This window comes from Nostoc sp. UHCC 0252 (genome assembly GCF_034931145.1).
Taxonomy (GTDB): Bacteria; Cyanobacteriota; Cyanobacteriia; order Cyanobacteriales; family Nostocaceae; genus Nostoc.
This window is the reverse complement of record NZ_JAYGHE010000011.1, coordinates 49853-61707: the sequence shown is the minus strand read 5'-3', so window position 1 is coordinate 61707 and position 11855 is coordinate 49853. Positions and strand designations below refer to the sequence as shown.

At 42.0% G+C, this 11855-nt stretch carries 13 protein-coding genes; 9 read left to right on the top strand and 4 right to left on the bottom strand.

From position 1 onward, the window contains the following. The first annotated feature begins 112 nt into the window (after positions 1–112). The 4 genes from VB732_RS09720 (at position 113) to VB732_RS09705 (ending at position 3030) form a co-directional block, all read left to right on the top strand. Entirely contained in the window at positions 113–655 is a 543-nt protein-coding gene (locus VB732_RS09720; RefSeq protein WP_323230622.1) for a tetratricopeptide repeat protein, read from the top strand. Between the two features lie 26 nt (positions 656–681). After that, entirely contained in the window at positions 682–1569 is an 888-nt protein-coding gene (locus VB732_RS09715) for a DUF3153 domain-containing protein (RefSeq protein WP_323230621.1), read from the top strand. Between the two features lie 281 nt (positions 1570–1850). Continuing rightward, positions 1851–2747 carry an SPFH domain-containing protein gene (locus VB732_RS09710; protein ID WP_323230620.1) on the top strand — a complete coding sequence of 299 codons (897 nt, stop codon included), beginning with the start codon at positions 1851–1853 and terminating at the stop codon, positions 2745–2747. 97 nt (positions 2748–2844) lie between these two features. After that, positions 2845–3030, top strand: coding sequence for a DDE transposase family protein (locus VB732_RS09705; protein ID WP_323230619.1), 186 nt, complete (start codon positions 2845–2847; stop codon positions 3028–3030). A gap of 282 nt (positions 3031–3312) precedes the next feature. Here VB732_RS09705 and ctpC read toward each other — a convergent pair whose 3' ends face one another. Further along, entirely contained in the window at positions 3313–4596 is a 1284-nt protein-coding gene (ctpC, locus tag VB732_RS09700; protein WP_323230618.1) for a carboxyl-terminal processing protease CtpC, read from the bottom strand. 241 nt (positions 4597–4837) lie between these two features. After that, on the bottom strand, positions 4838–6064 hold the full coding sequence (gene ispG / locus VB732_RS09695) for a (E)-4-hydroxy-3-methylbut-2-enyl-diphosphate synthase (protein ID WP_323230702.1): 1227 nt from the start codon (positions 6062–6064) through the stop codon (positions 4838–4840). A 450-nt stretch (positions 6065–6514) separates the two neighbouring features. Here ispG and VB732_RS09690 point away from each other — a divergent pair, with 450 nt between their 5' ends. The 4 genes from VB732_RS09690 (at position 6515) to VB732_RS09675 (ending at position 8354) form a co-directional block, all read left to right on the top strand. Next, positions 6515–6712 (top strand): DUF2281 domain-containing protein, encoded by a 198-nt coding sequence (locus VB732_RS09690; RefSeq protein ID WP_323230617.1) that lies wholly within the window; start codon positions 6515–6517, stop codon positions 6710–6712. Next, entirely contained in the window at positions 6709–6969 is a 261-nt protein-coding gene (locus VB732_RS09685) for a type II toxin-antitoxin system RelE/ParE family toxin (RefSeq protein WP_323230616.1), read from the top strand. The genes VB732_RS09690 and VB732_RS09685 overlap by 4 nt, the downstream gene beginning before the upstream one ends. A 143-nt stretch (positions 6970–7112) precedes the next feature. Then, positions 7113–7277: a hypothetical protein gene (locus VB732_RS09680; protein WP_323230615.1), complete on the top strand. Its 165-nt coding sequence runs from the start codon at positions 7113–7115 to the stop codon at positions 7275–7277. Positions 7278–7316: 39 nt separating this feature from the next. Next, complete coding sequence (locus tag VB732_RS09675) at positions 7317–8354, top strand: isochorismatase (RefSeq protein ID WP_323230614.1); 1038 nt, start codon at positions 7317–7319, stop codon at positions 8352–8354. A 64-nt stretch (positions 8355–8418) separates the two neighbouring features. On the opposite strand, the gene VB732_RS09670 is transcribed toward VB732_RS09675, so the two are convergent. Beyond that, the gene (locus VB732_RS09670) at positions 8419–9312 is read right to left on the bottom strand and encodes a M23 family metallopeptidase (RefSeq protein ID WP_323230613.1); all 894 of its coding nucleotides are present in this window, start codon (positions 9310–9312) and stop codon (positions 8419–8421) included. 275 nt (positions 9313–9587) lie between these two features. Between VB732_RS09670 and VB732_RS09665 the strand changes: the two genes are divergently transcribed. Continuing rightward, on the top strand, positions 9588–10796 hold the full coding sequence (locus tag VB732_RS09665) for an HhoA/HhoB/HtrA family serine endopeptidase (RefSeq protein WP_323230612.1): 1209 nt from the start codon (positions 9588–9590) through the stop codon (positions 10794–10796). 540 nt (positions 10797–11336) lie between these two features. Here the strand turns inward: VB732_RS09665 and VB732_RS09660 are convergent. Beyond that, a complete protein-coding gene (locus VB732_RS09660) occupies positions 11337–11684 on the bottom strand; it encodes a DUF760 domain-containing protein (RefSeq protein WP_323230611.1) in 348 nt (115 codons plus the stop codon). Between the last annotated feature and the right edge of the window lie 171 nt (positions 11685–11855).

The window sequence follows — 11855 nt, the reverse complement described above, 5'->3', positions numbered from 1 at the left end:
TCTTGAAAGAGCTAGTCTTAATTATTTGCTTTCAAATTGTCATCCTTTGAAAAGATTCCAAAAAGATTGCTGCATTGGCAAAATTAAAATAGTGCTAATTTTTGTATAAGACGTGAGTGTAGAAAATTTAGAAATTGCCAAAACCTTCCACCAGACTGGGAAAATTGCCTTTGAAAATGGGCGATACCGCGAAGCCGTAGAAAATTTAGAAAAGGCCAGCGCCCTGTTAGCTCGTAATTCTCGCTTTGGGGGTGAAGTAGAAATTTCCCTGGTGACAGCTTATGAAGCTGCTGGACGCACGGATGATGCGATCGCTCTTTGCGAAAGACTCAAACGCCATCCCTATATTGAAATCAGCAAACAAGCGCGACAGATGGTTTACATCTTAAAAGCACCAAAGCTGAAAAGACCTAGTGAATGGATGACCCAAATCCCCGATTTAGGCAAACTACCAGATAATGAGCTAAAAATTTCTATAGCTGCTAAACCGACTAAATCTTCCGTGCAGCAAAAGCCTAAACCTACAGAGCCGGAATTTGTTGACCTCAGTCAGGTCAATACCAGAGATAATCGCTTTATCTGGGTGGCGCTAATTGCCATTGGTTTAACCATCTCGTACTTGGTTTGGTTGAATTTTTCAGGAACCCCTGGCTGATACCATGTAGACTTTTGGGGAAATTTATGGTTTCAAATTCTTCAATTTTTGGAAAGATTTTCTGGTTGTTAATCAGACCATTTAGTTTTGTATTGGCACTAAATGGTCGAAACCAAATCAACCGCGCCTTTCCGATGCGAAATCTTATTTTGTGGCTAGTGCTGTTAACATCCTTGTTACTGACTGGCTGTGTTAAGTACGATGTGGGACTTAACTTTGACAATTCAAATAGTGGTGAATTCGTACAGCATATTAAGTTGGGAGAGCGGTTAACCAGTTTTAGTGGCGATTCTGTATATGAATGGTTAAACAGCATCGAACGCCGCGCCCGTCAACTTGAGGGTAAGGCACAGCGAATTTCCCAAGAAGAAATCATCGTTACAATTCCTTTTAGCAGTGGTAGGGAATTGCAAGAGAAGTTCAACGAGTTTTTTAATTCCCATACAAATCAACCCTCTGAATCTGTGCAGAGCAAATCTGACTCAGAACTGCCGAAAATTGAATCAAACGTCCTATTAGAGCAAAACAATTTTTTAGTTTTAGTCCAAAATCGGTTAATTTATGATTTGGATTTGCGATCGCTTGCTCTAATTGCCAGCAAAGGTAACGTTCTAGCTAATGCTGGTTCAATTCTCGACTTGGAATTTAGCTTAAAGACTCCTTGGGGAGCCAAAAACATTCAACTAACTGAAACTGCCATTGAACCAGAAAAAAATGGTAATCAACTGGTGTGGAAACTCCAGCCTGGGCAACTCAACCATATAGAAGCGGTCTTCTGGCTTCCCAGTCCCCTTGGTATTGGTGCGTTGTTAATTACCCTGTTTGTTTTGGGAGGATTATATTTGAGATACAATTTCATGCCTGATCCCAAAATTCAGTTTTCTCCCAAAGCAGCAACTATCCAAAAACAGTAGACTATATCATCTGTTCGATATTGCCAGTTAAAGCCGATAGATTCTCTATCGGCTTTTTTTATGCGTGCCATTTGCTAATAAATCTATTAATTTCCAATACCTTCGCCAAATCGAAAAATGTCTCGATTCGTAGGTTGGGTTGAGGCACGAAACCCAACAAATACGTTGGGTTTTGCTTCGCTTAACCCAACCTACAAAAAATGGCGAAGGTATTGATTTCATAAAAGCGTCTGGGAATTATGTAATTAAGCATATACGCCTTAACCACAGAGAAAAAACTTATGAGCTTTATAGTCTCTCTCTTAACCAGCTTGATTGCAACTCTTGTTTATCTCAATACAGGTAAGATATCTGGTGAAAGATCGCGTTTAGCAGTACGCGCGATTACGATATTGATTGGCAGTATTGCAGTATTTAATTCAATTTCCAGACTTTTGGTGATTGTACCACCAGGCAATGTCGGTGTCGTCAACTTATTTGGTCAAGTTGACGAAAAGACCCTTGCTCCTGGTGTCCACTTGGTAAATCCCTTTAATAAGGTGCTAAATTTTTCCACTCGCCTTAAAGATGTGAAAGAAAACGTTGATGTAACCTCCCAGGAAGGTTTGAGTCTAAATCTTGATGTTAGTCTTCAATACAAACTAGATCCGCAGAAAGCTGCAACAGTATATAAAACAATTGGAACTGACGAAACCCAACTGGTAATTTCCAGATTCCGTTCTACTGTTCGCGCCATCACAGCAAATTACCCAGCTAATGCTATCTACTCTACAAAACGCCAAGAAATCGCTCAAAAAATAGACCAACAACTCACTAATGAAATACCCACTTTAGGTTTCATCGTTGAAGAAGCTCTTTTACGAAATGTCAAAATGCCTGATGTTCTGCAAGCTGCAATTCAAAACAAACTCAAGGTAGAACAAGAAAATCAGCAGATGAAATTTGTTTTAGAAAAAGAGCGTCAAGAGGCAGAACGGAAGCGGATTGAAGCACAAGGCATTGCTGATTCCCAAAAAATTATTTCTGCTGGACTGACTAACCAAATGCTGCAATTACGAGCAATTGAAGCTACAGAAAAACTAGCTCAATCTAATAATTCTAAAATTGTAATTATCGGTTCTGAAAAAGGCGGAGTACCTATTTTGCTCCAGCCAGAAGTAGGAGCTTCAAAGCCCTAAATTTCCTTTATCATTTAACAATACTTGTTTTTCAATTGCCGCTCTATATTTGTGTCGTAGTTGAGGAGCAATAAAAAACTAAATTTTTCTTTCAAGTATGAATGATACACAAACTTGGTATATTGTCAAACAACCTGCTGGGAATTGTGAAATTGTCACCAGCGACAAAGTTGACGACGATAATTTAGAGATTATAGAACAGTGGGGGCCATTTAGTTCGCAAGGAGAGGCGATCGCTCGGCGTGTCGGACTTATTAGGTCTGGAAAGTGCCAACCAGTTTAAGTTAGGGGTAAAGACGTGATGAATCGCGTCTGTACGAGAGTTAGAAATGATGATTTTCATTCATAACTCCTGATTATTCACTCCTAACTTTATCGAACAGAATTCAGGAGTCAGAATTCAGAATGAATTCTGTATGACTGGCGGATAGCGCAGCGTTAGCGAGTAATCGAGCGGATGGATAACCAGATTGAATCCCCGACTGATTTATTCTGACCGGAGGCGGAGCGTCTCCGGCTCCGCTCCTGAATTCTGACTCCTGAATTCTTCTTCAATCTTAACCCTTCATTTTTCTGCTGTAGTTGTGCCTTTAGCAGCAATTTTTTTACTGATCACTTCCACTGCCTTAGCATATTGAGGATCTTTTAAGGTAGCAAGTTTTTCACGTTCATTGAGCCATAAATCCTGTCGCTGGGCATCCGTCAAATCTACCTTTATATCTGGATCAATACCATGCTTATTAATGTCTCTATCATTAGGAGTATGGTATTTAGCAATTGTCACCGCTAATCCTGAGCCATCTTCTAGGGGGCGCACCGATTGGACTAATCCCTTACCAAAGGTTTGAGTTCCCACCAGAGTTGCACGTTTATTGTCCTGCAACGCTCCTGAAAGGATTTCGCTAGCACTGGCTGAACCTTTATCCACTAATATTACTAGCGGTTTATTTGTTAGAGCGCGTCCGTTTGCTACTTCTCGCTCTCGCTCACCTTGGCGGTCAATGGTAGAAACAATTGTGCCTTTATTCAGCCACATCCGGGCAATATCTATACTGGAGAAAAGTAAGCCGCCTGGATTTCCACGTAGATCAAGGATATACCCAGCTACCTTTTTACTTTCTAAATCTTTAATAGCGCTTTGCATTTCTTTACTAGCATTGGCGCTGAACTGGTTCAGGCGAATGTAGCCAAGATTGCCTGCTGGAGTTTGCTTTTGAGAATATTTAACTGGATGGATTTCAATCCGCGCCCGTTTGATATCAAACTGTTTTGTCTGGCCATTGCGCTGAATCGTTAAGCTGACTTGCGATCCCGCTTCACCTCGAATTAGGGATACTGCCTGATTGGTATCCATCCCTTTGGTGCTTTTGTTGTCGATTTTGAGAATGACATCTTTTGCCAAAATACCAGCTTTAAATGCTGGTGTGTCTTCGATTGGTGCAATTACAACTAGTTGCTTAGTTTTTTCATCTTGGCTGATAGTTATCCCAATTCCTGTTAATTCTCCAGATGTGTCCACCTGCATATTCTTAAATTCTGCTGGATCCATAAACCGAGTGTATGGGTCTTCCAGCTTTTTCAGCATTTCCCGAATCGACTTATACGCTTCCTGGGGATTACTGTAGGACTTGCTTAAGTATTCCTTACGAACAGCCTGCCAATCTACTTGATTAAAAGTACCGTCTACATATTGGCGTTGAACAATTTGCCAAACTTCATCTACTAATTCTTTGGGACTTGCTTTAAATAAAGCTTGACCTCGGGAATGAATGCCAAGGCTAGTAACAGCGATCGTGGAGAGTGTAACTGCCGTAGCACCCAAAACAAGCCTACTTTTTGTAATCACCATAATGACAGCTGCGTCAGAGGGAAAAATATATAGTCAGTATGCTCAATCTAACACAGGCTATTACTGTACAGACTGAGCGTGTATCCTAATTTAAACAAAATACTTGACAATCAGGCGACATTGGTTGTTATCAACACAAAAGTTTTAAGAATTGGGAATGGGGAATGGGGAATGGGGAATTAGTATTTTTCCCCCTGCCCCCTGCCCCCTGCCCCCTGCCCCCTGCCCCCTGCCCCCTGCTCTACGGTTCTACCCAGCGTTCATCGGCCTTAATCAGGTTAATTAATTCCTCTACACCTTTGTCTTCTGGGACTTTTTTGATCTCTTCTCGACCGCGATACAAAGAAATGTAACCAGGTGTTTTGCCTACATAACCATAGTCGGCATCTGCCATTTCTCCGGGGCCATTGACAATGCAACCCATAACTGCTATATCCAGTCCGGTCAGGTGTTTAGTAGCTTCCCGGACTTTGTGTAGCACTTCTTCTAAGTTGAACAAAGTGCGTCCACAAGAAGGACAAGCGACATATTCCACCATCGTTTTTCGCAATCCCAAAGCTTGGAGAATGCTATAGCAGACGGGAATCTCTTTTTCTGGTGCTTCTGTCAATGACACGCGAATTGTATCGCCAATGCCATCAGCCAGTAGGGTAGCAATACCAGCCGTGGATTTAATTCGCCCGTATTCGCCATCACCGGCTTCGGTAACGCCTAAATGTAGGGGATAATCCATACCCAGTTCATCCATGCGCTTGGCGATGAGGCGATAGGCGGCTAGCATCACTGGTACTCGTGAGGCTTTCATAGAAATTACCAAGTTGCGGAAATCCAAAGATTCACAGATGCGAATGAATTCTATGGCAGATTCCACCATGCCTTCTGGGGTGTCACCGTAGGTAAATAGCATCCTTTCAGCGAGGGAACCGTGATTTACCCCAATTCGCATCGATTTACCTTGATCTCGCAAAGAAACTACCAGAGGTTCTAAGGTTTCGCGGATTTTTTCGCCAATTTCGTCAAATTCGGATTTAGTATACTCGGTTCGATTGACGTTGGGCTTTTCAAAGACATATAATCCCGGATTAATCCGCACTTTTTCTATGTGCTTGGCAACTTCCACGGCGATTTTTAGTCCGTTGTGATGGACATCAGCCACAATGGGCACATCTTGGTAAGTTTTTATTAATTTTTGTTTAATTTCTGCTAAAGCTTTAGCATGAGCCATACTCGGCACTGTGACACGGACAATTTCACAGCCGATTTCGTGCAGACGACGAATACCAGCCACGGAACCATCAATATCAAGGGTGTCTTCGTTAATCATTGACTGTACTACAACGGAGTAGCCACCGCCAATGGTGACATTTCCCACCTTTACAGGACGCGTTTTACGCCGCTTGATAGTTGTATCAAAGATAGGTTGGCTTGATGTAGTATTTGAAGTATCTACTATGGGCAGAGTTTGCATAACCTGATCAGGTAAATTTGTTGTGGCTAAAAATATCAGATTTGATAAATCTCTGTTTCCCAGATTGCCACAGCTAGTGCCTCTTTGGGTAATTAGATAGAAAAAAATCAGACAATAACACAGCACGACATATAGAGCGATCGCTTTTCCATTCTCATAGACAATCAACTGCCTCAGCCTTTCTCACTACCCACAGTGCGATGTCCTGCATGATGAAGTGCAATTGCAATTTCTTATACCATTTCTTTGTGAGGCTGCGCCAAACCCTTTTAACTTCTTTCTTTCTCTCTTTCTTTACTTTGTGTCCTTTGCGTCCTTTGCGGTTCGTTTTTCTTCCCTATACTTAAATATGGTTTAGCGCATCTTCATACAGAATTGGTATTACTTGAATTAGCAAGACTTCAATAGCCATCATCTTATAATATAGTCAACTACTATAAAGCGGAATTTATGAATGCCAAACAGAAAATAATTGAAGAGATAGAAAATGTACCAGAAGAAATTGTATACGAGGTTCTGGACTTTTTACTTTTTTTGAAAGCCAAAGAAGATAAAGAAGATTTAGAAGATGCAAAAGCTGCATTAAAAGAAGCACAACAAGTTGGTACGATTTCCTTGGGTGAACTCAAAACGGAATTAGGTTTGTGAGTTACGAAGTAGAAATTGCTCCGGCTGCAAAAAGACAGATAAAAAAATTACCTTATGATGTTCAACAAAAAGTGGTTGCTAAATTGGAAGAACTTGCTTTTGAGCCTCGTCCTGATGGTGTGAAAAAATTAGAAGGTTCTGATAATTTATATAGAGTAAGATTGGGAAAATATCGAATTATTTACGAAATACAAGATGGTTTATTATTAGTCACGGTGGTCAAAGTAAAGCATCGTAGTGATGTTTATAGATTGTGAACAACTAAAAATTGGGAGCATCCCAAATGTGCAAAAATGCCTTCCCACTTTCCCACTCTCATACGTGATGCAGTTCTACTGACTTTATCTGACTCTCTGATGCTCCAGGGTTCAATGTATGAAGAACTTGTGGAGTATTAGCTTTGAGCCAGAATTCTATTCTTGTCCAAATTTCCTGCATACTTGTAGCTGCCTTGAATATAAATATTTTGTCTTATGGTTGGTTTACAGATGAGTGGTTAAATCAACGGTTGGTGATGTTGCGAAGTTTGGATGACAGCGATAACTTCATTAAGCTTTGCTATTGAAGTTATAGATGTTATTACAGAATAAAAGCGGCTGTAATTATGAACACCCAAATAACCCCCCAACTACTAATTCCTCCACACTTTAACCCTGAAGAAGTGGGCAAAGTATGGCGCGTACCTTACCAAGAACGTGCCGCCGAAGCTGAAATCTGGGCAAAACAACACGATATCAAACCTGCATATTTAGATAAAAGCCGGATTTGCTTACTATTAATTGATGTCCAAAACACCTTCTGCATCCCCGGTTTTGAATTATTTGTTGGTGGAAAATCTGGGAAAGGGGCGGTGGATGATAATGTCAGATTATGTGAATTTATCTATCGCAACTTGGGAGTAATTACAAAAATTGTACCTACTCTAGATACCCACACAGCAACGCAAATATTTCATCCGATCTTTTGGGTAAACGCCACAGGAGAACATCCCACCCCAGCCGCGACTAGCATCACCCCAGCAGATATTGAACAAGGTATCTGGAAAGTTAACCCAGCAGTTGCTGACACTGTTACTAATGGGGATTATGAATTATTAGAAAAACACGCTTACCATTATGTTAAGCAACTAAGTCAAGACGGTAAATATCCCCTCACAGTTTGGCCTTATCATTCTATGTTGGGTGGTATTGGTCATGCTTTAGTTTCGTCAGTAGAAGAGGCGATATTTTTCCACGGCATTGCTCGTCAGAGTCAAACGCAATTTGAAATAAAAGGTGAAAATCGTTTAACAGAAAACTATTCTATTTTGCGGCCAGAGGTGTTGGAAGATTTTGAGCAACGTCCACTTGCTGTAAAGAACACGCACCTGATTAAGCAACTTTTAGAATATGATGCAGTAATTATTGGTGGTCAAGCTAAAAGCCACTGCGTCGCTTGGACAATTGACGATTTATTAACAGAAATTAAACAGGTAGATGCTACCCTTGCTCAAAAAATATATTTGCTAGAAGATTCTACTTCGCCTGTTGTAGTTCCCGGTGTTGTGGACTACACAGAACAGGCAGATGCGGCATTTGCAAGATTTGCAGAGGCAGGAATGCACATTATAAAATCTAGCGAAAATATAGCATCTTTTTTTTAACGCAAAGGATCGCAAAGGTTTCGCAGAGGAACACAGAGATTTCCTCTGCGTTTCAAAACGAACTTCATTTTTTCAAATAACCCTTTGGATCTTCCGCTACCCAGCCCAAAGATGAGGTAGAACGCACTTCAAAATGGAGATGCGGTTGAGTGGAAGTTGGTTTTCCACTAGTGCCTACTGTTCCTACTAAGTCTCCTTTTTTTATTTGCTGACCGACAGTAACTTTAATACTGTCAAGCTGGGCGTAGCGGCTTTGAAGTCCTCCACTGTGGTTAATAATGACCAATTTGCCATAAGAACCTTGATCGCTGGCGAAGGCTACAGTTCCAGGTGCGATCGCTAACACATCTGTACCCACTGGTGCTAATAAGTCAACACCACTATGGAAGAAGACCTGACTTGTAGCAGGATTAATTTGCCAGCCATAAGCTAATCCCACAGTTGCCACTTGCGCTAAGGGATATCCAGAGAGGGATACACGGTTTGGCGCATCTGCATTATTTAGTAAAGGGGATTTAGTTACAACACCGTTGGGCGACCAATTTACCCCCGGAACAAACACAATTCTGGGGTCTTGTTGGCAGCCATTCACTTCAAAAAGGCTATCAGCCCGAACTTTGTATTGTGCCGCCACTTGTCGCCAAGTTTGACCGCGAGGCACTTCAACTACAATCCCATTGTAGGGAGGAATTTGAAGCACACTACCAACAGATGCGATCGCGCCATTCTGCAAGGCTGGATTCATGCCAATAATTGTTGTGGGTATGAGATTATAGCGCTGCGCTATGCTCTCCAAAGTTTCGCCACGAACAACTTTATGGCGTTGGAAGCGAGATAGGGCTGGAATCGGGCAACCACCTACAGCAGCGTTAGCAGTATTCAAGCTTGGCAGTATGCTTACTAGTCCTAAGACGTTAACTAAGCTACAAAGAAAAAGTTGACGAAAGAGTAAAGTCATGTATACAAGTCAATAGCGCATTAACTTTAGATTTTAGATGCAGAGCATGGGAATTGGGGAGCAGGGGAAGCAGGGGGCAGGGGGCAGGGAGCAGGGAGCAGGGGGACAAGGGGGACAAGGGGACAAGGGGTGAGAACTTACAACAAGTCTTTTGCCTTGTCCCCAATTCCCAATTCCCAATACCTAATTCTTCGTAAATTGATCTATCCACTTGCCGTTAGCTTGATTACACTTAGAAATTAACAACTGCATTGCTGTCCTTAAACAGAATGATTATGAAGTTATCTTTAAAGCAACTGGGCGTTTATGTGTTCTTACTAGTGTTCGGCTGTGGTGCAGGTTTGTTTGGCAGTCGCTATCTTCTGCTACGAAATCCCTCGTTCCAGCAGTTAAGAAATGTAACAATGGCTTTGCCTCCAGAATCCGTAGTGCCAAATTCTCCTAGCGGCGGGACTGGAGCTACTGGAGGCGATAATGTAAATTTTATTGCGACGGCAGTACAAAAAGTTGGCCCGGCTGTAGTGCGAATTAATGCGACTCGCAAAGTCGCAAATCCCATCTCTGACGCATTGAAAAATCCCCTCTTGCGGCGATTCTTTGGAGAGGATGAGCAACCAATTCCTCAAGAACGGATTGAGCGCGGTACAGGCTCAGGATTTATTTTGAGCGAAAATGGAGAATTACTTACTAACGCTCATGTGGTAGCAGATACAGATACGGTACAAGTTACCCTCAAGGATGGTCGGACTTTAGAGGGAAAGGTGGTAGGAGTTGATTCTGTGACAGATGTGGCAGTGGTGAAAATAAAGGCTAATGATTTACCGACTGTGAAGCTGGGCAATTCGCAAAACTTAATACCAGGACAGTGGGCGATCGCAATTGGCAATCCTCTAGGTTTAGATAATACTGTCACAATCGGTATTATCAGCGCTACCGATCGCACTAGCACTCAAGTTGGGGTTCCAGATAAGCGAGTCAGCTTTATCCAAACTGATGCTGCAATTAACCCTGGTAATTCCGGTGGCCCTTTGTTAAACGCTCAAGGTGAAGTAATTGGTGTTAACACTGCCATCCGCGCTGATGCTCAAGGACTTGGTTTTGCCATCCCAATTGAAACTGCTGCCCGCATTGCCAATGAACTTTTTACTAAAGGGCGTGTGGAACATCCCTTCTTGGGCATTGAAATGGCAGACCTTTCTCCCATTAGAAAACAGCAGATTAATCAAGAAAATCAACTGAACATTCAGCAGGATGCTGGGATTGTAATTAAAGAAGTCACAGGCGATTCTCCAGCCAAGCGCGGAGGATTACTTCCTGGGGACGTGATTCAAAAAGTTAACGGTAAACCAGTCAAAACCTCAGCCCAAGTTCAAAAGCTGGTAGAGTCCAGCAGAGTTGGGGACATAATAGCGATCGAAGTTAAGCGTAGCGGTAAAATTCAAACCTTCAAAGTCCAATCAGGAGCTTATCCTGAAAGGAAATAGCTCAGAATAATTCGTAATTCGTAATTCGTAATTAAGGGAGTAGCAGTTACCACCAAAATATCTGATTTGGTAGTTAATTAGACAGTGGAGAGTTCAAGCTTCCAATAAGACCGGAGTATAAAGCAATACGCTTGGGTTAAGAAGAATCGTAGGTTGGGTTGAACTTTAGTGTTACCCAATAAAGCCTTGATAATGTTGGGTTTCATTCCTCAAATCAACCTACACCAGTTTCATTTTTTAGCCTTAACTGAACTGTATTGGAGCATAAAGCTTTCTCTTTTTCTATTGGAAATACTTTGTTACCGAAAGATTTCTCTGCGACACCTGCGCGAATGCTAAAGGCATGGCTTCTCTACAAGACGCTGTTCGTGCCCAGAGGGAGTCGGAGGCTCTTATACCCATTTAGGGGTTAGCGTAGCGTCTCGTAGAGAAGCTATCCCGCAGGCTTTACACTTCGCTATCGAGCGTCTTGTAACCACGAATTACAAATTACTGAATTATTTGGTCAATAGTCCAGAATGTTTGACTATTGACTATTGATTATTGACCATTAGACAAATGCTCTAAGTGCATTCTTTGTTCCATCTGGCGCAGAAAATATCCCGTCATCATGGCCGACGCTAGAAGCCCAGCTAAGTTATCCCGATCTGTTGTGATTTGCACGTTGAAATTTTCTGCCGGGAGCATTCCCACTAGTCCTTGGACATTTTGCGAAATGATTTGTTTAATTTCGGGACTGGCGGACTGAGCAATCCTCGCTAAAACATCAGGAGACTGATGTTGTAGATATTTGAGCAACTGATTGGGGTATTCCTCAGAGTGGTCGGAAAGAATTTGATTAGGGTGTTCCTCAGAGTTGTCATTTAAAAAGTCAGGATTAAACACCATTGGCAGTTTTATTTAGCTTAATTGCTAACTCTACTCTAAACCATAGTACAAGGCTAGCGCATTCACCACGGGTATAAGTCATTGGGATTGGGGAATGGGGAATGGGGAATGGGGAATTGGGTATGGCTCAAGAATCAATAAATAGTTATTCTCCCCCTGCTCCCTGCCCCC

Excerpts from the sequence above, each read along its gene's own strand:
- VB732_RS09670 (WP_323230613.1), bottom strand. The coding sequence starts at position 9,312 with ATGACTTTACTCTTTCGTCAACTTTTTCTTTGTAGCTTAGTTAACGTC.
- ctpC (WP_323230618.1), bottom strand. The coding sequence starts at position 4,596 with ATGGTGATTACAAAAAGTAGGCTTGTTTTGGGTGCTACGGCAGTTACA.
- VB732_RS09710 (WP_323230620.1), top strand. The coding sequence starts at position 1,851 with ATGAGCTTTATAGTCTCTCTCTTAACCAGCTTGATTGCAACTCTTGTT.
- VB732_RS09715 (WP_323230621.1), top strand. The coding sequence starts at position 682 with ATGGTTTCAAATTCTTCAATTTTTGGAAAGATTTTCTGGTTGTTAATC.
- ispG (WP_323230702.1), bottom strand. The coding sequence starts at position 6,064 with ATGCAAACTCTGCCCATAGTAGATACTTCAAATACTACATCAAGCCAA.
- VB732_RS09660 (WP_323230611.1), bottom strand. The coding sequence starts at position 11,684 with ATGGTGTTTAATCCTGACTTTTTAAATGACAACTCTGAGGAACACCCT.
- VB732_RS09705 (WP_323230619.1), top strand. The coding sequence starts at position 2,845 with ATGAATGATACACAAACTTGGTATATTGTCAAACAACCTGCTGGGAAT.
- VB732_RS09675 (WP_323230614.1), top strand. The coding sequence starts at position 7,317 with ATGAACACCCAAATAACCCCCCAACTACTAATTCCTCCACACTTTAAC.
- VB732_RS09665 (WP_323230612.1), top strand. The coding sequence starts at position 9,588 with ATGAAGTTATCTTTAAAGCAACTGGGCGTTTATGTGTTCTTACTAGTG.
- VB732_RS09690 (WP_323230617.1), top strand. The coding sequence starts at position 6,515 with ATGAATGCCAAACAGAAAATAATTGAAGAGATAGAAAATGTACCAGAA.